This window comes from Flavobacterium macrobrachii (assembly GCF_014486675.1).
GTDB classification, from domain to species: Bacteria; Bacteroidota; Bacteroidia; order Flavobacteriales; family Flavobacteriaceae; genus Flavobacterium; species Flavobacterium macrobrachii.
In genome coordinates this window covers 1-23,821 of the sequence record NZ_JACTAC010000019.1, presented here as the reverse complement: position 1 = coordinate 23,821, position 23,821 = coordinate 1, and the positions used below count along the sequence as shown (strand labels likewise).

At 32.5% G+C, this 23,821-nt stretch carries 20 protein-coding genes and 1 pseudogene; 3 read left to right on the top strand and 18 right to left on the bottom strand.

What is annotated here, in order from left to right; translation table 11 throughout:
* Positions 1-5: 5 nt before the first annotated feature.
* The 4 genes from IAI56_RS06255 to IAI56_RS06240 form a co-directional block, all read right to left on the bottom strand.
* Entirely contained in the window at positions 6-1,994 is a 1,989-nt protein-coding gene (locus IAI56_RS06255; RefSeq protein WP_187657062.1) for a protein-disulfide reductase DsbD family protein, read from the bottom strand.
* 3 nt (positions 1,995-1,997) lie between these two features.
* Positions 1,998-3,332: a tRNA lysidine(34) synthetase TilS gene (tilS, locus tag IAI56_RS06250; protein ID WP_187657061.1), complete on the bottom strand. Its 1,335-nt coding sequence runs from the start codon at positions 3,330-3,332 to the stop codon at positions 1,998-2,000.
* 13 nt (positions 3,333-3,345) lie between these two features.
* The gene (locus IAI56_RS06245) at positions 3,346-4,086 is read right to left on the bottom strand and encodes a hypothetical protein (protein ID WP_133532908.1); all 741 of its coding nucleotides are present in this window, start codon (positions 4,084-4,086) and stop codon (positions 3,346-3,348) included.
* 76 nt (positions 4,087-4,162) lie between these two features.
* Positions 4,163-5,449, bottom strand: a complete 1,287-nt coding sequence (locus IAI56_RS06240; RefSeq protein WP_187657060.1) for an anthranilate synthase component I family protein — start codon at positions 5,447-5,449, stop codon at positions 4,163-4,165.
* Between the two features lie 201 nt (positions 5,450-5,650).
* On the opposite strand from IAI56_RS06240, the gene IAI56_RS06235 reads away from it, so the two are divergent.
* The gene (locus IAI56_RS06235) at positions 5,651-6,544 is read left to right on the top strand and encodes a DUF4349 domain-containing protein (protein ID WP_187657059.1); all 894 of its coding nucleotides are present in this window, start codon (positions 5,651-5,653) and stop codon (positions 6,542-6,544) included.
* Between the two features lie 268 nt (positions 6,545-6,812).
* Here the strand turns inward: IAI56_RS06235 and IAI56_RS06230 are convergent, their stop codons facing one another.
* From IAI56_RS06230 to katG, 4 genes are all read right to left on the bottom strand, one after another.
* Complete coding sequence (locus IAI56_RS06230; protein ID WP_133532905.1) at positions 6,813-7,070, bottom strand: DUF6952 family protein; 258 nt, start codon at positions 7,068-7,070, stop codon at positions 6,813-6,815.
* 4 nt (positions 7,071-7,074) lie between these two features.
* Positions 7,075-7,389, bottom strand: coding sequence for a thioredoxin family protein (locus IAI56_RS06225; protein WP_187657058.1), 315 nt, complete (start codon positions 7,387-7,389; stop codon positions 7,075-7,077).
* Between the two features lie 93 nt (positions 7,390-7,482).
* On the bottom strand, positions 7,483-8,118 hold the full coding sequence (locus tag IAI56_RS06220; RefSeq protein ID WP_187657057.1) for a peroxiredoxin: 636 nt from the start codon (positions 8,116-8,118) through the stop codon (positions 7,483-7,485).
* Positions 8,119-8,465: 347 nt separating this feature from the next.
* Entirely contained in the window at positions 8,466-10,652 is a 2,187-nt protein-coding gene (gene katG, locus IAI56_RS06215) for a catalase/peroxidase HPI (RefSeq protein ID WP_187657056.1), read from the bottom strand.
* Positions 10,653-10,843: 191 nt separating this feature from the next.
* Between katG and IAI56_RS06210 the strand changes: the two genes are divergently transcribed.
* Positions 10,844-12,535, top strand: coding sequence for an APC family permease (locus tag IAI56_RS06210; RefSeq protein ID WP_187657055.1), 1,692 nt, complete (start codon positions 10,844-10,846; stop codon positions 12,533-12,535).
* Between the two features lie 252 nt (positions 12,536-12,787).
* Here IAI56_RS06210 and bcp read toward each other — a convergent pair whose 3' ends face one another.
* Complete coding sequence (gene bcp / locus IAI56_RS06205) at positions 12,788-13,240, bottom strand: thioredoxin-dependent thiol peroxidase (RefSeq protein WP_187657054.1); 453 nt, start codon at positions 13,238-13,240, stop codon at positions 12,788-12,790.
* Positions 13,241-13,308: 68 nt separating this feature from the next.
* Here bcp and IAI56_RS06200 point away from each other — a divergent pair, with 68 nt between their 5' ends.
* Positions 13,309-13,968, top strand: a complete 660-nt coding sequence (locus IAI56_RS06200; protein ID WP_187657053.1) for an endonuclease III domain-containing protein — start codon at positions 13,309-13,311, stop codon at positions 13,966-13,968.
* A gap of 17 nt (positions 13,969-13,985) precedes the next feature.
* Here IAI56_RS06200 and IAI56_RS06195 read toward each other — a convergent pair whose 3' ends face one another.
* The 9 genes and pseudogenes from IAI56_RS06195 to IAI56_RS16230 form a co-directional block, all read right to left on the bottom strand.
* Positions 13,986-14,129, bottom strand: coding sequence for a hypothetical protein (locus IAI56_RS06195; RefSeq protein ID WP_187657052.1), 144 nt, complete (start codon positions 14,127-14,129; stop codon positions 13,986-13,988).
* A gap of 47 nt (positions 14,130-14,176) precedes the next feature.
* Positions 14,177-14,764, bottom strand: a complete 588-nt coding sequence (locus IAI56_RS06190; protein WP_187657051.1) for an RNA polymerase sigma factor — start codon at positions 14,762-14,764, stop codon at positions 14,177-14,179.
* Positions 14,765-14,924: 160 nt separating this feature from the next.
* Positions 14,925-15,686, bottom strand: coding sequence for a glycoside hydrolase family 16 protein (locus IAI56_RS06185; protein WP_187657050.1), 762 nt, complete (start codon positions 15,684-15,686; stop codon positions 14,925-14,927).
* Positions 15,687-15,704: 18 nt separating this feature from the next.
* Positions 15,705-17,930: pseudogene (bglX, locus tag IAI56_RS06180) on the bottom strand (beta-glucosidase BglX).
* A 15-nt stretch (positions 17,931-17,945) separates the two neighbouring features.
* Complete coding sequence (locus IAI56_RS06175; RefSeq protein ID WP_187657049.1) at positions 17,946-19,694, bottom strand: cellulase family glycosylhydrolase; 1,749 nt, start codon at positions 19,692-19,694, stop codon at positions 17,946-17,948.
* A gap of 48 nt (positions 19,695-19,742) precedes the next feature.
* Entirely contained in the window at positions 19,743-21,200 is a 1,458-nt protein-coding gene (locus IAI56_RS06170) for a glycoside hydrolase family 30 protein (RefSeq protein WP_187657048.1), read from the bottom strand.
* A gap of 13 nt (positions 21,201-21,213) precedes the next feature.
* Positions 21,214-21,582 carry a glycoside hydrolase family 30 beta sandwich domain-containing protein gene (locus IAI56_RS16235; protein WP_239106975.1) on the bottom strand — a complete coding sequence of 123 codons (369 nt, stop codon included), beginning with the start codon at positions 21,580-21,582 and terminating at the stop codon, positions 21,214-21,216.
* 32 nt (positions 21,583-21,614) lie between these two features.
* On the bottom strand, positions 21,615-22,658 hold the full coding sequence (locus tag IAI56_RS06165; protein WP_239106974.1) for a glycoside hydrolase family 30 protein: 1,044 nt from the start codon (positions 22,656-22,658) through the stop codon (positions 21,615-21,617).
* 103 nt (positions 22,659-22,761) lie between these two features.
* The gene (locus IAI56_RS16230; RefSeq protein ID WP_317192455.1) at positions 22,762-23,472 is read right to left on the bottom strand and encodes a glycoside hydrolase family 16 protein; all 711 of its coding nucleotides are present in this window, start codon (positions 23,470-23,472) and stop codon (positions 22,762-22,764) included.
* Positions 23,473-23,821: the final 349 nt, after the last annotated feature.

The window sequence follows — 23,821 nt, the reverse complement described above, 5'->3', positions numbered from 1 at the left end:
TTCGATTAGTTGAATTTAGAAATTCCGTCTTTTAGCCAAGTTAGGTATTCTTGTTTATCAAAAGTAAATGCAATTGGTTTTGACAAATCATTTCCATTCGTATCAAGAATAACATATAATGGTTGTGAATTACTTTTATATCTCGTTATTTGGAAATCTGTCCATTTATTACCGATAGTAACTACTTCTTTTACTGTAGTTTTAGAAACATATTGTTGTTCTTTTGGTAGTTCAATCTTTCTATCACAGTACAAAGAAATCAAAACTACTTTTTCTTTCAGTATTGGAAGGATTGAAGCATCAGACCAAACATTATCTTCCATTTTTCTACAATTAGCACATGCATCACCTGTAAAATCCAACAATACTGGTTTGTTTACTTGTTTTGCATAAGCCAATCCGTGTTCATAATCTTCAAAAGCTATAATTCCGTGTGGTCCAAGATGCGCATTTTCAGGCAAATCGGTTTTGTTTCCAGCATTATTTCCAAAGCCAGATACGCTTTCAGCATAATTAATTGGTGGTGTTAATCCGCTTAGTATTTTTAATGGCGCACCCCAAAGTCCAGGAATCATGTAAAATGTAAATGTGGTTACTAAAACGGCCATTATTAATCGTCCTACTCCTATTTTGTCAGCTCTTTCATAATCATGAGGCAACATGTATTTTCCAAAAAGATACAATGCCCATGCACCAAAAATTGCTATCCAAATCGCAATAAATAATTCTCTTTCTAACCAATGTTTTTGTAATACTAAATCAGCATTGGATAAAAATTTGAATGCAAATGCTAATTCTAAAAATCCCAAAGAAACCTTTACAGTATTTAACCAACCACCCGATTTTGGCATAGAATTTAACCAACCTGGAAACATAGCAAATAACATAAAAGGTAAAGCGATAGCTAATGAAAAACCAAACATTCCCACGATAGGTGCAATTCCACCTTTTGAAGCCGATTCTACTAAAAGTGTTCCAACAATTGGTCCTGTACATGAAAATGAAACTACAGCCAAAGCTAATGCCATGAATACAATTCCTAAAATTCCACCTTTATCCGCTTGTGAATCAATTTTTGTTGCCCAAGAACTTGGTAAAACGATTTCAAAAGCACCTAAAAATGATAGAGCAAAAACAACTAACAATAAAAAGAATATCAGATTAAACCAAACACTTGTTGATAGTTCATTCAATGCTTCAGCACCAAAAATGGCTGTAATTAATGAACCTAAAATCACATAAATAACAATGATAGAAAGACCATAAATTATAGCATTTCGAACACCTTCCGCTTTTGATTTACTTTGCTTTGTGAAGAAACTTACTGTCATAGGTATCATTGGAAAAATACAAGGCATCAAAAGCGCTGCAAAACCACCAAGAAATGCTAAAAAGAAAATCGTCCACAATCCTTTTTCTTCTTCTTTAGGTTCAGAAGATGGTGTTGTTTCAACTACTTTTTTTGTTTCTTCTTTTGCTGATTTTGTGGTATCAGCTTTAGCAGTATCAGTAGTTACAACTGGTGTATCTGTCGTTGCTACTTCTATTTTTGGTAAAGCGAATGTAAATGTATAATCCTGATTTATACAGACTTCTTTACAGACTTGATAATCAATAGACGCTTTGATTGAAGTCAATTTTGGGTTGGTAATTTTTACTTTTTGGGTAAACGTTACTTTCTTTTCAAAATAGTATTCGTCCACTTCAAAAACATCATTATATTGTTTCTTATATGGACTTTCTTTTGTTTTCCCAATCAGTTCATAATTGCCTTTGGTATCTTTAAATTTGAATTCGGCAGGAATTGGTCCATCGGCTGGTGTAAACTGTGAATACACATGCCATTCGTCTTCAATTTTTCCTTCCATTACTAAGTTGAACTCGGTTTCTGAAAGTTTCTCAACTTTGGATGTCCATTTTACGGGATTTATTATTTGGGCAAAACCATTGGCGAAGGCCAAAAATGTGAAGAGCGAAAAAAGTAGTTTCTTCATTTCTTATTCGATGTAGTTAATTTGTAAAATATTTTTTGTTGTTGCTGTTGTTTTAAATCGTTCGTCTTGGCGTTTTCCAATAACCCAAACAATTTGGTCATTAGAACAAAGCAACCAAGCATTGGATTTATCCAACAACGAGTACTTCTCGTCCTTAAAAAACTTACTCAATTTCTTTTTACCTTTCATTCCCAATGGATAAAAAACATCGCCTTCATTCCATTTGCGAAGCGTTAGCGGAAACTGAAGCTTTTCTTCATCGACAAAGATAACATTAGTTGATTGAACCGAAATGTCACTTACGTTACAAATACTCAAATTTAAGGGAACTTTAATTTCAACTTGGTCTTTTTCAATCCAAAAAATGGCTTCGTCTGCTGTTTGTTGTCTTGGAAACAATAACAAAGTATTTCTGTTTTTGAGGAGAATATGTGTTTTGGAAAGTACTTGTTTTCCGGATTGTGCTATTAGTATATCGGAAATCGAATTCCAATCAGCAAATCCAAAACTAGCTAACCAACGAAATAAATACGCTTGATGATTAGAATATTTCAACAGTTTTGTTAAATCAAAAACCGTATGATGTTCTTCTTCTGAAGCGACTTTGTCATAAACCATTTTTGAAGCATCGTCCACTAATGACTGCGATTGTTTTAAATTTTTTATTGTGTTTTCAAATGATGAAAGTAAGCTGGGATTTAGTTCTTTCAATATCGGAATTACATCGTGTCGCAATTTGTTTCGCAAATACTTATCGGAAGCATTGCTGCTGTCTTCGCGCCAAGCGATATTGTTTTCTTGAGCAAAAGTTTCAATTTCATTTCTAGAAAAAATCAATAATGGTCGAACAATTTTATCATTTTGTTCCGGAATTCCAGTTAAACCATCCAATCCTGAACCTCGAGTAAAATTGATTAAAAAAGTTTCAACACTGTCATCCAAATGATGCGCTGTTAGAATAAAATCAAAATTATGATTGGCTAAAAGTGAATAAAACCAGTCATAGCGAAGTTTTCTTGCTACAACTTGAATGGATAATTTTTGCTCTTTGGCAAAGGTTGCTGTTTCGAATTTTTGGGTGAAAAGTGGAATTTTGCCTCTCGACTGCGCTCGAGGTGACAGGTTTTCTATTTGTGATTTTACGAACTTTTCATCATCATCGCTTTCATTTCCGCGCAATTGAAAATTACAATGTGCGACAGCAAAATCCAATTCTAATTGATGACAAAGATGCACTAAAACCATACTGTCAATTCCACCGCTAACGGCAAGTAATAGTTTCTTTTCTTTTAAAAAAGATAAGTTTAAATTGATATGATTTTGGAGTTTTTTAAGCATAATTCAAATATTGTTATTTGATTAGTATCACTTCTACCACTCCATTTTTCCCTTTTTTACCATATTTAAGCTCTGCATTTTTTTCTTTTAAAATGTTCAAAGACTTAATATTATCCGGATTTATTGTCAAAAATTCTTTTTCTTTAATTTCTTTTCCATCAACAATATAAAGTGGTTTATTTTTTTCTTCTATTGAATCAAAATAACACTCAAAAAGTATGTCAATTGCTTGCGTAGCTAGTTGTTCCTCATTACTATGATAATCTTTATTTAATGGCGTATTTGTCTTGTAAACTTTCAAAATAATATCCTGACCATCATCTTTCATCATCTCAAAATAATTCATGCATTTACTTGGTGTAAATATGAATTTGGAATCATACATTTTTAAAGCATTTGCAACAGTTAAAGCTCTTATTTCCATAAATTTACCATCTGGGAGATAACCTTTAAATTCTTTAGTCAAATGTATTTTCTCAATTAAATTTTGAGCATTTTTAGGCTCATAAAATAGTACTCCAGGGAATAATTTACTTTTATATCCAAATTTAATTTCTGGACTACCATCTTCAGTATAACTATCAACGCAAAAATCCTTTTGTTCAATTGCTACTAGTTTTATTTCAGTATCCATTTTTTTTAAATCCTCTAATGATAATGGACAAAAATTTATTTTAGAAAGATTTACTAGATTATCTTGTGAAAATAAGGTGTTTGAAATGATAAGTAGCAAAATGATTGAATATTTTCTCATTTTTTGTTAATTTATGAATAATGTAAATATAAAAATTTCATAGTATTATTTTGAAACTATTTAAAGCTATCTTTTATTATTGTAAAACGGAAAACATCGCCTTGGCTTTCAACAAGCATTCTTCATATTCTTTTTCAGGAATTGCTTTTGATGTAACGGCACTTCCAACGGAAAAAGATAAATATTCATTTTCAGCATTATACAAAATACTGCGAATAACTACGTTAAAATCAAAATCATTTTCAGGAGAAAAATAACCCACTGCACCGCTGTACAATCCGCGTTTGGTTTCCTCGAGATTTTCGATAATGTTCATAGCCGAAATTTTTGGCGCGCCAGTCATACTTCCCATTGGGAAAGTCGATTTTATAATTTCCACCGGAGAACGATTTTCGGCAACGGTTGATGTTATCGTAGAAATCATTTGATGGACTTGTTCAAACGAATAAATACCACAAAGTTCTTCTACTTCTACAGAACCTTTGGTAGCCGTTTTGGACAAATCATTGCGGACTAAATCTACAATCATAACATTCTCAGAACGTTCTTTTGGGTTTTCGGCTAAATCAGTTTTGGATTTTTGGTCTAAATCTTCATCCGAAAATCGCTTGGCTGTTCCTTTTATGGGTTGCGAAATAACTTTGTTTCCTTCTTTTCTCAAATATCGTTCTGGCGAAGCAGAGAGCAAATAGTGCTTATTGTTTTTGAAAAAAGTAGCAAACGGCGGTATTGAAATGGCATTCAGTTTTTGGTAAATTTCTACCGGATTGATAATTGCCTTTTCGGCAAAAAACTCCATGCAAAAATTAGCTTCATAAATATCGCCGCGCTGAATGTGTTCCAACATTTTATTGACTTTGGAAAGGTAATCTTCTTTGGAAATTCGTTGCTTTATTATTGGTTGTCGGTTGTCAATTATCGGTTGATGTTTATTATTTAAAATTTCCTTAAAATCCAATTCAAATTCGTCGTCACATAGTAATAAATAATGAACTTCGAGTTGATTTCCTTTTAATAAAAAAAGTTTTTTAGGTTGAAAGAAAAACAAATCAGGGAAATGCAATCCATCAAAGTTATTGGAAGCTAATTTTTCGGTATCATTTTTTAAATCGTATGAAAAATAGCCGAACAACCAATCTTTGGTTTGCTGCTGATACTGTTTTATTTCTTCAAAAGCATTATGAAAATCAGTCTGCAAAGACGTAAAAGCATCGACAGCAAGAACACAATCATAGCTGGAATATTTTTGATGGTAATTGTTGGAATCCAAAAAAACAACTTCTCTAAACTGTTGTGACCAAGTTAGTAACTGGTTTTTGAAGGCTTCGGGATTGGTGATTTCTTTGGAAAAATGCGTTCTCAAGATGATTGGATTTGAGTTCAAAAATACGATAAAAATATTTTTTTAAGCAATTCTTAAGTTTGGCACACTTTTTAGTATGTTAAAATTAATGTTAAACCTGTAATTCATTTTTGCTTTTGATAGAAAACTACACTTTGCTTATTGATAAAAACCAAGCTCAGAAAATGTTCTCTATTATTAACAATTTAAAAAAAATCAAAAATGAAACACCTTTCAAAATTAGGTTTGGCATTACTCCTACTTGGATTTGCCTATGCTTGTAAACAAGCTGATTATGCCACTGATGAAGCAAATGCCAATATGGAATCTGCTGATTCAACTTCTGTAATTTCGTCAAATGCTGCTGTGGAACCCAAAAATTCCAATCGAAAATTTGTTCGAACGGCAGATATTAAATTCAAAGTAAAAGATGTTGCCAAATCGACTTATGCAATTGAGAACAGTATTGCAAAACATGGTGGATTTGTAACGTTTACCGATTTAAAAAGTAACATCAATCAAAAATCGGAAACAAAAATTAGTCAGGATAGTATTTTGGAAACGATACAATATACGGTTGACAACACAATTACGTTTCGAGTTCCGAATACGCAATTGGACACAGTTTTGAAATCGATGGTTAAGGAAATTAATTTTTTGGACAGTCGATTGATTAAAGCTGATGATGTTTCGTTGCAACTTTTATCGAATAAACTGGCGCAAAAACGCATTAAAAACAGTAAAGAACGATTGGAAAAAGGTATTGATACCAAAGGTAAAAAGCTGAACGATATTACTTCTGCTGAAGATAAAGCTTTTGACAAAGCCACGGAAAGCGATGCTACGATTTTAAACAATCTAAGTTTGGAAGATCAAGTGAATTTTAGCACTGTAACCTTGTATTTATATCAAAGAGAAACGACGAAACAGGAAGTTATTGCGAATGAAAAAAGTGTAAATGAATATCGTCCGAATATTGGTTTACAAATTTGGGATAGTTTGAAAACGGGTTGGTTTATTTTGGAAGGAATTATTGCTTTTGTAGTTCAGCTTTGGTCGGTGTTTTTGATTGGGATTGTTGGGTTTTTGGTTTATAAAAAGTTTTTGAAGAAGTAATTTTGGATTTTTTAAACCTAACAGATTTTGAAAACCTGTTAGGAAATGTTTACTGAAATTCAATACGAAAACTGATTAACCCTGATTGCAGTGAAAATCCTTTTATAGTTTTAAAAAAAGGCATCTCGACTGCGCTCGATGTGACAAAACTATAAAAGATTGAAACGGAAAGCAGGAAAATGGAAATTAAATATTCCCAAACGATTCGTTCAAAGACTTAAATTTTTAAACTAAATAAAATGTCCCGGAAATTCGGGACATTTTGTTTTTATTTATCGATTGAACCAAGAACTCGCTTCATAAAATCGTTGAGTGCTTCTTTTTTGTCTTTGCCTTCTTTGGTCATTTTGTGGACTTCTAAAGCGCCATACATATTAGAAATTAACTCGCCAATTACATCTAATTCTTCATCTTTTAGTGATGGAATTTCGGTTAAAGCTTCAAGAACTTCTATGGTTTCGATTAGATAATCTTGGTCATTTTCTTCAATAAATTGTGTCAAATGTTTGATTACGGGTAATTTCATAGTTTTAATTTGATGAAATTTCACTTACCAATTCAGCCAAAACCTCGGCTTTGTTGGTTTGAGTTTCGTTCAATAATTTTCCTCCAACAAAGGTTGCAAAAGTTGGTAAATTAGAAACATTCGCTAATTTTCTAGATTCTGGAGCATTTTCTGCATCAACCAAAACAAAGGTAATTTCTTCATTTTCTGAAGCTAATTTTTTGAATTTAGGTTTCATAATTCGGCAGTTTCCACACCATGAAGCTGAATATTGAACTACCACTTTATTGTTTGATGCAACTAAATCTTGTAATGTATCTTCGTTTAATTCGATTAACATAGTTTTAAAATTTCAATGTCAATTTCAACGTCAAAAATCAATTTAAAAACTTGTAATTGACTTTTGACATTGAAATTAAAATTTGTTATTATATTAGTTTTGAGACAAATATGCTGCTGTACTTAAACGATCAGCATTCATCGCTTCTTTTCCTTCTTCCCAATTTGCAGGACAAACTTCACCTTTAGTTTGAACGTGAGTGTAAGCATCGATTAATCTTAAATACTCGTTTACGTTTCTTCCTAATGGCATATCGTTTACGCTTTCGTGGAAAATTTTACCCGTTTCGTCAATTAAATAAGTCGCTCTGAAAGTTACATTTGAACCTTCAAGGATTTCGTCATTTAATTCTGCGTCGTAAACCCATTCTGCATCAAGAATATCTAAAGCCGTTGATAAATTTCTTGTAGTATCAGCTAAAAGTGGATACGTTACACCTTCAATTCCACCGTTGTTTTTTGGCGTATTTAACCAAGCAAAGTGAACTTCGTTTGTATCACAAGAAGCACCAATAACGATAGTATTTCTTTTTTCGAAATCAGTTAAAGCTGTTTGAAAAGCATGTAATTCAGTTGGACAAACAAAAGTGAAATCTTTTGGATACCAAAATAAAAGTACTTTTTGATTGTTTTTTGTAGCTTCTTCAAGCACATTAATTCTTAAATTATCTCCCATGTGAGAGATTGCATCAACTGTAATGTTTGGAAATTTTTTACCTACTAATGACATGTTTATTATTTTATTTGTTATTAATTTCTAGTGCAAAATTACAACCGATAAATGCATAAAAACATGACTTTTATTATATTTTTACAATAAGACAATAGAAAAAAATTATCAAAATATTTCTCACAAAAAATTGTGATTTTTTTTGAAGATTTAATAATTTTTAGTTGCTATTTTTTTCATGTAAATAAAAAATCAAGAAAAAAAGAGAATTAAGTAGTAAAAGTTTTTTTGATTAGTGCAACTCAAAAATAAAAACCATTAAGGAATTAAGTTTCATTAAGCGTTTTCAACTTAATTTTACTTAACTACCTTAATGGTTTATTTAAAAATAATTTATGGTAGAATAATTATTTTAAATCAAATCGGTCTAAATGCATCACTTTTGACCAAACATTGATAAAATCGTTCACGAATTTTTGTTTGTTATCGTCTTGAGCATAGACTTCGGCGTAAGCTCTCAAAACTGAATTGGAACCAAAAACTAGGTCTACTCTTGTTGCAGTCCATTTGGTTGCTCCCGATTTTTTATCAACTATGTTGTATAAATTCTCGCCTGCTGGTTTCCAACTGTAGTTCATATCGGTTAAATTCACAAAGAAATCGTTACTCAAAACGCCTTCATTATTTGTGAAAACACCATGTTTTGTTCCACCATAATTAGTACCAAGAACACGCATTCCTCCAATTAAAACGGTCATTTCTGAAGCAGTCAAACCAAGAAGTTGTGCTTTGTCTAACATCAATTCTTCAGGTTGTACGACGTATTTCGATTTCATGAAATTTCTGAAAGCATCGTTTGTTGGTTCTAATACTTCAAACGATTCTACATCTGTCATTTCTTGCGATGCATCACCTCTTCCTGCATGGAAAGGAACTTTTACGTTAAATCCACCTTCTTGTGCTGCTTTTTCGATAGCTGCTGTTCCACCAAGAACAATTAAATCAGCGATACTCACTTTTTTACTCAAACCTGCTTGGATTTCGGCAAGTTTAGTCAAAACTCTATGTAATCTTTCCGGTTCGTTAGCAACCCAATTTCTTTGAGGTTCTAATCGAATTCTAGAACCGTTTGCACCACCACGAAAATCAGAACCTCTAAAAGTTCTTGCGCTATCCCAAGCTGTGTTGATTAATTCGGCTCTTGTTAATCCGCAGTTTAATAATTTTGATTTTAACTCTTCTATTTCCATTTCCGATAAAGTGTAATCAACTTTTGGAACTGGATCTTGCCAAATCAAATCTTCTGCAGGAACATCAGCACCTAAATATCTGTCTTTCGGACCTAAATCTCTATGTGTTAATTTGAACCAAGCTCTTGCGAAAACTTCAGAAAAATAGGCTTGGTCTTGATGAAAATGTTCCGAAATTACTCTGTAAGCTGGATCCATTTTCATAGCCATATCGGCATCGGTCATAATCGGATTTTTTCTAATTGATGGATTGTGAGCATCGACAGGTTTGTCTTCCTCTTTCATGTTGATTGGTTCCCATTGCCAAGCTCCAGCAGGACTTTTTTTCAATTCCCAATCATGGTTCAATAACAAATCGAAATATTCATTGTCCCAACGAGTTGGATGTGTTGTCCACGCACCTTCTAATCCACTAGTTACCGTATCAGCACCATTTCCATTTCCTTTTGGGTTTAACCAACCAAACCCTTGATTTTCAATAGCTCCAGCTTCTGGCTCTACTCCTAAAACAGATGCATCTCCATTTCCGTGTGCTTTCCCAACGGTATGTCCACCTGCAGTTAAAGCAACAGTTTCTTCATCATTCATCGCCATTCTTTGAAATGTAATTCGAACATCATGAGCGGTTTTTAGAGGATCAGGCTGTCCATCAACACCTTCTGGATTTACATAAATTAATCCCATCATTACTGCTGCCAAAGGATTTTCTAGATTTCTTTCTCCAGAGTAACGACTTCCTTCACCTCCAGATTTTGCCAACCATTCTTTTTCTGCACCCCAATAAACATCTTTTTCTGGATGCCAAATATCTTCACGTCCGCCAGCAAATCCAAAAGTTTTTAATCCCATAGACTCATAAGCCATATTCCCAGCTAAAATCATTAAATCTGCCCACGAAATTTTGTTGCCATATTTCTTTTTAATAGGCCATAAAAGTCGTCTAGCTTTGTCTAAGTTTCCATTGTCAGGCCAGCTATTTAGTGGAGCAAAACGAAGGTTTCCAGTTCCTGCGCCACCACGACCATCTGCAATTCTATAAGTTCCAGCAGCATGCCAAGCCATACGTATCATCAATCCACCATAATGTCCCCAATCAGCTGGCCACCAATCTTGACTATCAGTCATAAAGGCTTTTAAGTCATTTTTTAGTGCTTCTAAATCTAACTCTTTGAATTCTGAAGCATAATCAAAGTCTTCTCCAAGTGGATTGGTTTTTGAGTCATGTTGGTGTAAAATATCTAAGTTCAGTGCTTTTGGCCACCAATCTTGATTTTTTACTCCATCATTAAAGCTTTTTTGATTTTGATGAAATGGGCATTTACTAATGTCGTTTGAATGTTCCATAGGTATAATTTGTTTGTTATTTAATAAAAATCTAGTGTTATTAATTTTAACAAAGTTATATTTAAAAACATTTAAATTATCAGTTTTTATTATTTGTTATTTATTGTATAATAGTTTTTAACTATTTTTAAATGATTTTTAAACATTAATTTAAAATTATATATTTGTTTTTACTAAAACAATAAACAGTCATGTCAATATCTAATTTATTCCGAAAAAAACCAATTTCTAAAATTTTACAGCAAGGTGGAGATGGCGAACATTCTGGATTAAATAAAGTATTAACAGTTAAAGACTTAACTTTTTTCGGAATAGCGGCTATTTTAGGTGCAGGAAGTTTTAGCAGCTTAGGTAGTGCTGTTTTTAATGGCGGACCAGGTGTTGTATTTTTGTTCATAATTGTTGCCATTGCTTGTGCTTTTACCGCTTTTTGTTATTCGGAATTTGCTAGTAGAATACCTGTTGCTGGTAGTGCTTATACTTATGCTTATTCAAGTTTTGGTGAATTATTTGCTTGGATTATCGGTTGGGCGTTGATTATGGAATATTCTATAGGAAATATATATGTTGCCTATAGTTGGAGTGATTATTTCACCTCATTATTACAACAATGTGGAGTTGATTTTCCGGCTTATTTATCAACTAGTTATATGGAAGCTTCCAAAGCATTTCACGGAAATGTGCAAGGCGAAGCATTAACAGCGTGGACAACAGCTTCTGAAATTGGTGGTTTGAAAATAATTCTAGATTTACCAGCATTGTTAATTAATTTAATCATTACTTATTTGGTTTATCGAGGTGTAAAAGAGAGCAAAAACTTCAGTAATTTAATGGTATGGATTAAAATGTTTGTCGTAGGATTAATTATTATAGTTGGAGGAATATTAATCTTTAAAAATGACCTATTTGCAAACTGGACACCAGATAATTCAGTAGGAATTCCTAGTTTTATGCCTAATGGTTTTAGTGGTGTTATGATGGCTGTAAGCGGAGTTTTCTTTGCTTACATTGGTTTTGATGCCGTTAGTGTTATGGCAGAAGAAAGTAAAAATCCGCAACGTGATTTGCCACGCGGAATGATTTATTCATTAGTAATTTGTACCATTGTTTATATTTTGTTGACTTTAGTTTTAACTGGAGCGGCGAATTATAAAGCTTTTGAAGGAATTGGTGATCCACTTGCATTTATATTTGAAAAAGAAAATTTCGATTTACCTTGGATGCACTTTTTGGTAGCAATTTGTGCAGTTGTAGCCATGACAAGTGTGATGCTGGTTTTTCAAATGGGTCAACCACGTATTTGGATGACAATGAGTCGTGATGGTTTAATGCCAAAGCGTTTTTCAAAAATTCACGCTAAGTTTAAAACACCATCTTATTCAACACTTGTTACAGGTTTAGTTGTTGGTGTACCAATTATTTTTACTGACAAAACATTTGTTTTAGATTTTACATCTATCGGAACTTTATTTGCTTTTGTATTGGTTTGTGGTGGCGTTTTACTAATTCCGAGAAGAGAAAAAGAAGCAGGGAAATTTCATTTACCATACGTAAATGCGAAGTTTGTTTTTCCAGCTTTGGTAGCAGTTTCAATATTTTTTATTGTAACTTTTCTTCCAGGATTTTTCTCAGAAACGTTTGATTTTTCTGGTGATAAAATTGCAAAAAATTTACCAATGGTTGTCTTTTTAGTTTTAATCTCTGTGATGATGGTGTTATCCTTCACCAAAAACTTATCGTTAATTCCATTATTAGGACTAGTGTCATGCTGTTATTTGTTAACTGGAATGACGGTTTCCAACTGGATGTGGTTTGGCGTTTGGCTTACTATTGGTTTGATTTTTTACTTTATTTATGGATATAAAAATAGTAAGCTTAACTAATTTTATTAGTATTTAAATCTTGTCTAAACCTAAAATAGAACTAATAAAAATATAAAATTGTAGACAGTAGAATTGATGGAAAGTCGACGAAAAATTGCTTAAACTATTCAGTAAAATTCAATGAAAAAATAAAATATTTTAAAATCAAGCATTAAAATTTTATGTTTTACTTCAAAAATTTGTTCTTAATCATTATTAGTTAAACACTAAGTAAAATATAGTTTATTCAGTATAAAAAAATATATTTTTAGTTTACTTCAAAATCTGTGTGGCGTGAGTTTTCGTTTTTACATCAGTAATTATATCTTCAATACTTCCGTTTTCATTGATGATAAAAGTGGTTCTGTGAATGCCGTCGTATTCTCGTCCCATGAATTTTTTTGGTCCCCAAACGCCAAAGGATTCAATTACTGATTTGTCTTCATCGGCTAATAACGGGAATGGAAATCCGTATTTTTCTTTAAATTTTAATTGTGCTTTTGAACTATCAGCACTAACGCCAAGCAAAGCATAATTATTAACTTTAAATCGTTCGAAATTATCACGTAAATCACAGGCTTCGGCTGTGCAACCTGGTGTATTGGCTTTTGGGTAAAAGAAGACTACGAGTTTTTTTCCTTTATAATCTGCCAAGGTGTGAAGATTTCCGTCTTGGTCTTTTCCTGAAAAATTGGGAGCTAGGTCTCCTATATTTAATTTTGTCATGTTATCTAAATTGATTTTTGCAATTGAATTTGAAATTGACTTATTTTACATTTCAAATCTAGTTAAAAATGACCAAAAAAGAGCGTGCAACATTTGTTATAAATACGTTAAATGAATACTATCCTGAAATTCCGATACCGCTTGATCATAAAGATGCTTATACCTTGCTGATTGCGGTTTTGTTGTCGGCGCAATGTACTGATGTTCGAGTAAATCAAATTACACCTTTATTGTTTGCCAAAGCAGACAATCCGTATGATATGGTGAAACTTTCGGTGGAAGAAATTAGGGAAATCATCCGTCCATGTGGTTTATCGCCAATGAAATCGAAGGGAATTTATGGTTTGTCACAACTATTGATTGAGGAACACAATGGTGAAGTTCCGCAGAGTTTTGAGGCATTGGAACGTTTGCCTGCTGTTGGCCATAAAACGGCAAGTGTTGTGATGAGTCAGGCGTTTGGTGTTCCGGCTTTTCCAGTTGATACACATATTCATCGATTGATGTATCGCTGGAATTTATCGGATGGAAAAAATGTTCAGCAAACCGAAAAAGATGCTAAAGCTATTTTCCCGAAGGAATTATGGAATGATTTACATTTACAAATCATTTGGTATGGTAGAGAATATTCGCCGGCTCGCGGTTGGGATTTAGAAAAAGATATTATTACTAAAACGATTGGTAGAAAAAGTGTTTTGAATGAGTATTATGAAAAAACATCCCGATAGAAATCGGGATGTTCATTCTAATTAGCTATAGTTTTGAAGTTCATATTGCCTATTTTCACCACACTTAATGCCTTAGAGTAATTTAAAATAAGTTGTATTGTTTCTTTTTTTGGCAACATTTTAGTTGCAGCTAATTTCTTTTTTGAGTAAAGTTTTGCCATATAATTTGTGTGTTTATATCATAACGCAAAACTTTTTAAAATATTGTTTATGCCGTCAAATAAATTTGATTTTTTTCAATAATTTTTCTCATGTTGTTTATAGCATATCGCATTCTACCCAATGATGTATTCATACTAACATTGGTTGCTTCAGATATTTCCTTAAATGTCATTTCTTGGAAAAAACGCATTTTCAATACTTCTTGTTGATCTAAGGGTAGTTCTTCAATTATTTTTCGTAAATCATAACCTATTTGAGTAGATATTAAATTAGACTCTACACTTGGTGTAGCATCTTTAATTATAGAAAAAATAGAAAACTCCTCAGTATCGCGAAGCATTTTAATGTTTTTGTTTTTTCTAAAATCGTCAACGATTAGATTATTGGCAATGCGTAATACCCAAGAAAGAAATTTACCTTTCTCGTCATAATATTTTTTAGATTTTAACGTATTGATTACTCGAATAAATGTTTCCTGAAAATAGTCATCAGCAATATCTCTATCATTTACTTTGGAGTAAATAAAACCGAATATTCTAGATTGATATCTATTAATAAGTGTAGCTAATGCATCTTCGTTTCCGGAGATATACATTTGTACTAATACAGAATCTGGTACTTGAGATTTAGCCATAAAATTACCTTTTAATAAGGGTTGAGAAACTTATTTAATTTAAAAAGTAATTTTAATTCAATAGGCCGAATAGAGTTTTGCGATTAATAATTAGCCAAATTTAACATAATTTTAATTTAAAAAACAAATTTTATTTCGTTTTTTTACAAAAAAACAATTCTTATTGATAAACTTTGATGTAGTCTATACTAAATTGTTGAGGAAAAATCGTGTCATCAACCTCTGGACCACCAAAATTTCCTCCAACAGCTACATTAAGTAGAATGAAAAATTTTTGATCGAATGGCCAAGTCTTTTCATTCTTTTCTTTTGGATAAAAAGAATAAACAAGTTTGTTATCTACAAAAAAATCAATTTTTTCTTCAGACCAATCAATAGCATAAAGATGAAATCCTTCTTCTATACCAACTATTGTTGTCTTCCTGGAGTTAACTGAATTACCATGACTATCTTCAGTATGAAGAGTTGTAAAAACAGTACTAGGTTCTTTACCTACATATTCTAGAATATCAATTTCACCACATTTTGGCCAACCAACTGTTTTTATATTGGAACCTAGCATCCAAAATGCTGGCCAAATACCTTTTCCTGTTGGAACTTTTGCTCTTGCTTCTATTCTACCATATTGAAATTCTTTTTTTTGAGCAGTAGTTATTCTAGTTGATGTATAACTACTAGCTTCTTTCTTAGTGTTTATAATTAAAAAACCATCTTTGAGTTCGTGATTGTCTTTTGTATAAATTTGTCTTTCGTTATTACCCCAACCACAAACATTAGGACATCCATTACCTAGTTCAAAATTCCATGACAAAGTATCTAATGCATTTCCATTAAAATTTTCTTCCCAAACTAATCTCCTTTCATTTTTTTGTCCTAATGAAAAATTTGAAACTAAAATTAATATTAATAAAATTCTTTTCATATTTGGTAAAATAACACTTTAATCGACTAATTCAAACTCACTATTTAATCTAATGTCTTCAGAAGATGAACCAACCATTACATCAAATTCTCCTGCTTCTGATATTAACTCAATGTTATTATTGTAAAACGAAATGGTCTCGTTATTTATAATGAACTTAACTTCCCTTGTTTCTCCTGCTTGAAGAGCTATTTTATTAAATCCTTTTAATTCTTTTACAGGACGAACGATGGAAGCAAATCTATCTCTTAAATAAAGCTGAACCACTTCTTCACCTGCCATTTTTCCTGAATTGGTAATTTTTAAAGAAACCGCAATTTCTTCATTTCTGTTGATTTTATTTTTTGAAAGCTTTAAATCAGTATAAGTAAATGAAGTATAGCTTAATCCATATCCAAAAGGAAACTTTGGAGAATTTTGTATATCAATATATTATGAAACATACGTTTTATCGTTATCATCTTTAGCTGGTCTTCCTGTATTATAATGATTATAATAAATAGGAATTTGTCCTTCTGTTCTTGGGAAAGACATCGGCAGTTTACCTGAAGGGTTGTAATCTCCAAATAAAACATCAGCAATAGCATTTCCTGCCTCAGAACCTAACCACCAAGTATAGACGATAGTTGGCATATTATCGGCAGTCCAGTTGAAAACAAGTGGACGACCTGCATTAATTAATATCACTATTGGTTTACCTGTTTTTTGTAATTCTTTGATTAATTCCTCTTGAACACCAGGAATAGTTATAGAGCTTCGACTTTTTGCTTCACCACTCATATCGTACTTTTCTCCTACACTTACAATAACTACATCAGCTTGATTAGCAACATCAATGGCTTCTTTAAAACCATCTTTACTGCTATCATTAATTCCACAACCTTTAGCGTAAAGTAGTTTAGTATTTTTACTTACTTTTTTTTGAATTCCTTCCCATTGAGAAACGATATATGTTGAATCAACATCTTTTAAATCAATAGCCCAAAAACCATGATTAGCTCTTTTAAATTTCACCATTGGACCAATAAACGCTATTGTTTTTGTCTCCTTTGATAATGGCAATACTTTATTTTCATTTTTTAATAACACAATACTTTTTGCTGCTACTTCTCTTGCGGCTTTAGTATTTTCTGTATTATTTAATTCTTTTTGTTGACGTTTTGAGTCGCTAAATCTGTATGGATTATCAAAAAGTCCTAATTCGAATTTCTTTCTAAGAATTCTTCTCACTGCATCATCTAAAATTGAGTTTGGCACTTTACCTTCTTCAACCAGTTGCTTTAGATTATTTCGATAAGCATTACTTTCCATGTCCATATCACTTCCAGCCATTATAGCAGCATATGCGGCTTCTTTTCCATTTTTAACATAACCATGGGCAATCATTTCACCTATTGAACCCCAATCTGAAACAACGAAACCGCTAAAATTCCATTTTCCTTTTAATATATCACGTTGAATATGACTATTGCCAGTAGCTGGTACTCCATTAATATCATTGAAAGAATTCATAAAGGTCGCTGCTCCTGCATCAACAGCAGCTTTAAAAGGAGGCAAGTAGGTTTCCCACAAGGTTCTTTCGCTTATATCAACTGAATTGTAATCTCTTCCTCCAATTGCTGCACCATAAGCGGCAAAATGTTTTGCACAAGCTAAAACAGAGTTTAATTCACCTAACTTATCCCCTTGAAAACCTTTCACTCTTGCATAAGCAATTTTTGATCCCAAAAATGTATCCTCACCAGCACCTTCCATAACTCTTCCCCATCTTGGATCTCGAGATACATCTACCATTGGAGCAAATGTCCAATGAATACCGCTTGCGGCTGCTTCGCGTGCTGCAACTCTAGCTGAAAGTTCCATTGCAGCTAAATCCCAACTGGCAGCTTCTGCCAAAGGAATAGGAAAAGTTGTTTTGTATCCATGAATTACATCAAGACCAAAAAGTAATGGGATTTTTAAGCGCGATTGCATCGCTAACTCTTGATATTGTCTGGTATATTCTGCACCAAGAATATTTAGCATTGAACCTATTTTTCCTTGTTTTATTTCTTCTTTTTTATTAGGATTAATAGTTAATGGTCCCGTTAAAGTATTATCCCCAGTATATTGATTTAATTGACCAATTTTTTCTTCTAAAGTCATTTGTTTCAGAAGATTTTCTACTTTTTTATCAATAGTACTATTTTGTGCTGAGACAAAAGAATACAGTATAAAAAAACCGATAGATAAACTTTTTTTCATTGTAAATTTGCTTTTTTATTTTTTAAATTCGATATAATTAACTTTAAAATCGCCTCCTTTTACAAATTGCATTCTTAATTTATTTTGTCCTGTATTAAGCTTTACTTTTCCAAAAGAAGCATTTTGCCAAACTGGAGATTTATCATTTCCTTCAATTATAACTGAGCTTGAAATTACATTTCCATCAGCATCCGATAAATAAATTTCACCACTTGTTTTACCTGCTAGATATCGAATTTCAACTTCAACGGATTTTGCGCTTTCAAGTTCCACGGTATATTGTAACCATTCGCCATCTTCAATATAAGAAATTTGATAACCATTGGTTACTTTATCATTACATTCTTCAATATCAACGGCGTCGTTACGCATTTTATTGCTTTTATTCCAATGTGTACTTTCATTAGAAGAAACCCAATAATTATAAGCATCTTTATCAAAATACGCCTGATTTATTTGTCCTAAATCAAACTCTGTTGCAAATACTTTTCCTTGAAGTTTATGTCTTTTAAAGGGTTTAGTATCCGTAGAGTTTACTTGTCTAAACATAGCATCGATTACGTCTGTTTTCACTTCAACTCTACTCATTTTGTAATTTTCGGCTACTTGAAATAAAATTTCTTTGACTTCTTCTTTACTAGGTTTATTGGTTCCTTTTTCCCAATAATGCAATAATTTATCATAACCTTTTGGTTGAATAACCGAAGTAACTCCAGCAATGTTATCGATTTTTTTCATTGGCCAAAATGCCCAACCAATATTATTATTTTCCATCAATCGGATGGCATCGGTAAACCATGCATTAGAATTTTCGCCACTTTCACCAAGCCAAATTGGAACATTGTATTTTTTTCTATATTCCAAGAACTGGTTTATGCTGGCTACATCATTATAATTCCAATATTTATGAAAACTCACAGCAGTATTATCATCCCAAAGTGGAAAAATTCCATTATAATTATTTCCCCAACAGTTTCCTTCAATAAATATCAAATGATTATTATCTACTTCGCGAATAGCTTGCGTAACTTTCACTTGTAACTCGCGTAAAGGTGAGTTTAGTTTTTCATCACAGCCATTTTTATTGGTTGCTGAAAAATTCCAATTGGGTTCGTTAATAATGTCATAAGCTCCAATCCAAGGACTATCTTTGTAGCGTTCAGCTATTTTTTTCCAAAAAGCAATCATTTTCTCTTGGTTTTCTTTGCTTTCCCACAATGATGGTTTGGTTTCATCATAATCCGAGATATTGGTATCTTTTCCTTGTCCGCCAGGAGCTGCATGTAAATCTAAAATTAGGTATATCTTATTTTCAGTACACCATTGGAGTAAATCATCTGTCATTTTGAAACCTTCATCTAACCAAGTGTTTTGTCCTTTAACGGGTTCCTTTTCAATTGGAAGTGTATATAAATTGTAATGCATTGGCAATCTAACCGAATTAAATCCCCATGCCGCAAGCGAATCGATATCGGCTTTTGTTATTCCGTTATTTTTATAATTTTTATAGAACTCAACCGTATTTTCTTCGCCAATTACATCTACAATTTTTTCTCTAATTTTAAATTGTGGTCCAGCAAATTCTCCAGTTTTAATCATGTAACCTTCTTGAACCATCCAACCGCCAAGACCTAACCCACGAAAAACTAGGTTTTTTCCATTTTCATCAACAATATTTTGTCCATCACGATGAACAAACCCTTGCGCAAAGATGAAGGATGGAAACAAACTGAAAAACAACAATTTTTTACATAAAGTGTTCATATTCAATTTTTGGATTAAGAAAGTTCTCAACTGTTTTCAAATTGACAATTAATATATCAACGTTTGCATTCCTTTGGCTGGAATTTTTACTTCGGTTGCAGCAGTATCAATACATAAATTATAGGTTACTTCTTTATTACTTTGATTAAATACAACAGTAACCATTTTTCCATCAGGATTTAAGAAGGAAGTTGAAAGTAAAGTACTTCTACTTGGAGAAGTACTTACTCTTTTTGCACCTTTAGCAATAAATTTTGAAAAATGTCCAATCATATAATATGATGGAGTAAAAATTAATTGACCAGTAGAAGTATCTCCATGAATTGGAGCAAAACAGAAGTTTTTAACGTGATTTGGTCCGCCAAATTGATCCAATAATATATTCCAATCTGTCCAGGCAACTGTTCCGTTATTGAAATCATTAATCATTGACTTGGCATAACGTTCGCCATTTTTCCAAAGTTGGTATTTTAAAGCATCAAATTTTTCGTTGCAACCTTCAGTAAACATTAAATTTACATCAGGATACATTTCGTTTACTAAGCCAACATTATTAAACATTGGTTCGCCTCCACTCCAATCTTCGTACCAATGAAATCCTAATCCCCAAACGTATTTTTTTGCTTCGGCATCGTCCAAAATCGTACTAGCACGTTGAACCATTAAATCTCTATTATGATCCCAAACGGTTATCTTTTTATTACAAAAACCATTTTTTTCTAATGTTGGTCCAAGATAATTTTTAAGAAAATCTCTTTCTTCTTCGGCTGAGTAAATACATGACTCCCAAATTTGAGTTGCCATTGGTTCGTTTTGAATAGTCAATCCCCAAACTGGAATTCCCTCTTTTTCTAGCGCTTGAATGTATTTAACGTAGTAGTTTGCCCAAGGTTGATAGAATTCTGGTAACAATTTTCCTCCTTTAAGCATGTGATTATTGCTTTTCATAAAAGCAGGTGGCGACCAAGGACTGATGTAAAAAGTTGCATCATTGCCTATCAAATTCATTGCACTTTTTATCAAAGGAAGTTTGAATTTTCTATCCGGTGCAATGTCAAACGTTTTTAGGTCTTTATCGCCTTCTTTGATATAAGTATAAGAACCAGAACTAAAGTCACAACTATTCATGTTAGTTCTCAACAATGTATAGCCAATTCCTTTATCTTTAGAAAAATAAGCCTCAAAAAACTGCTGTTGTTGTTGTTTTGGTAATTTAGCAAAAACCTCAGCGCTAGCATCGGTAATTGCTCCACCAATACCAAGAAAAGTTTGAAATTGTTTATTAGGATTTACAAAAAGACAAAACTGTGTTTCTAATGGTTGCTTTAATTCTGTAAATCGTAAATCGGCAGTTTTTGACATTTTTAAATCAGAACTATCTGCTGATGTATAGACTGTAACCGTTTTATCTTTTGTTGAAAACATCTTCTTATCAGACTTAACTTTTGGTTGCGCAAATCCGAATATTGTTGATAGAAGTAATCCTAAGTATATTTTATTTATCATAATCTGTTTTTTATTACCAAACAAATGTTCCAACAGCTCCAGCATCAAGAGAAACCATTACCCATTTACCGTTGTATTTTATATTAAAAATTTCAAAAGCGTTCCCATCATTTTCTACAATCAGTACTTTTTTTCCAGCAGGAGTTTTAAAAGCAACGCTATTTAAATTTCCGGTTTGTGTTGAAGCAATTCTTTGTGAACCTGCTTGAACAAATTTAGAAGCATGACCAACAATATAAAAGCCAACGTTTTTAGTATAACTTGTACTTCCGTTTACAGTAATTGCACCTTTACAAGTTGTACAACCACCATTGGTATGTGGTCCAAAAGAACCATTGTTTGCTAAATTCCATTCTAATGCTGTTTTACTCCAATTGCGCATTGAACCAATGATTACATTTTTTAAATGCCATTTTAATCACCACCAAAACTTCCTGTAGAAGCTGTGTATTGTTCAGTGAAATAGACATTTTTATTCGGGAAAGCATTGCGAACTGTACTCAAAGCAGAAATATCCCCTGCATAAAGATGAAAAGCTGAACCATCGATAAATGTGTTTGCATTAGAATCTGATAATATTGAAGTTGGATAAGTTGTATTATCACAATTGTGATCATAAATCACAATTTTAGTTGTAATCCCTGCTGATTGAAAAGCTGGTCCTAAATTATTTTTGATAAAATCAGCTTGTTGAGTTGCAGACATAAACATACTAGGATTGTTTCCTGGATGTAATGGTTCATTTTGTGGCGTTATGGCATCAATTCTAATTCCTTCGGCTTGCATAGCTTGAATATATTTTACAAAATACTGAGCATAAGCACTATAATATTGAGGCAGTAAACTTCCTCCTACAGAACTAGCATTATCTTTCATCCAAACTGGTGGTGACCAAGGTGTTGCCATTATTTTAATATTCGGATTGATAGCCAGAATTTCTTGTAACATATCAATCAAATCTGTATCAGCAGCAAGGCTGAAATTTGTTAGATTAACATCAGTTTGACCTGCTGGTATATCGTTGTAACTAAAAACAGTACTACTTAAATCGGATGCCCCAATGCTTAATCGAAGGTAATTGATTGAAATTCCGTTTTCACCATTGCCAAATAATTCTTGAAGCAATTCTTGCTTTTTGGTAGCCGTTAATTGATTGATTACCTCAACACTTCCGCCAGTTAACGTAAAACCAAATCCATCAACGGATTGAAAAGTTTGACTTTCAGAAACATCAATATTGGGAAAGGTATTTGCAGCTGTTGAGAAAGCTAAAATGCTTGTTTGTTTTTGAAGTTTTACCGTTTCATCTCCTTTTGTTTTCCAAAAATCAACTTGATTGGTAATTGGAGTTGGAGTTGGGTTATTGTCATCTCCATCAGAACCTGATGATTGGGCACAACTTGTTACTCCAATTGCTAAAAAAAGGTTTAGTAGTTTAATATATTTTAATTTTTTCATGTATTCTATTTTTTAACTTAATTCCATAAAATCTCCATTAATTAGCTTCTGAAAACTCATCAGAAGCTATTAACGGATTAAGTAACCTAAACTCAAACAAACATTAATTGTAAACTCTCACATAGTCTACTTCTAGAGTAGCTGATGTAAAATTTGGGTCAACTGCTCCGCCAAAATTTCCACCTATTGCACAGTTGAAAATAAAAAAGAACGGATTGTTGAATGGTGTTTCGTTGTTATTATTAAAAGTATGATACAATTGATTATCAACATAAAACTTTATAAATGAAGCATCCCATTCAATAGAATAAAGATGGAAAGAAGTAGTAACTCCAGGAACAACTACAGAACCCGAAACACCATTACCACCAGAGTGATTAGGATAATGTAACGTTCCGTGAATTTTATTTAAATCATTTCCAACATGCTCCATTATGTCAATTTCTCCACAAGCTGGCCAACCAACTGAGTTAATGTTATTACCTAACATCCAAAGTGCAGGCCAAGTTCCACCACCAGCTGGAAGTTTTGCTCTCATTTCAATTTTACCATATTTAACCGAATATCTATCTTTAGTAACAATCCTAGCAGACGTGAAAGCACTTCCATTATATGTCTCCCTTTTGGCGGTAATCTTTAAAACACCATTATCAACTACTACATTTTCAGGACGATTAGTGTAATATTGTAATTCGTTATTTCCCCATCCATTATTACCTGTACCAGTTTCATAACTCCATTTAGAACTATCTGGCGCACCATTAGTATTAAATTCATCAGACCAGACTACTGTAGATACAACATAAACTGTTATATTTACTGTAGATGATATAAATTTATTTCCTTTGTATGCCGAAGCGTGTATTGTATATGTATTGGTACCTGATTGGGTAAACGTATGACTAAAAACTCCGGTAGTAGAATTTATTGTTTGACCTTCAATTAAAACCTTGTAAGACGTTGCATTATCTGCAGTAACATTAAAATTAACAAGACCAGAACCATCACCATTTGGATTAGCTACTGAAGTCCCAACTATATCAGCGTTAATAACTAGATTAGAAGGTGTATCCGATTGGTTTTCGCCACTATCACTGTCACCACTACAATTGATAAATAGTATTGAAATGAAAATAAATAAAATATTACCCGTAGTGCATTAT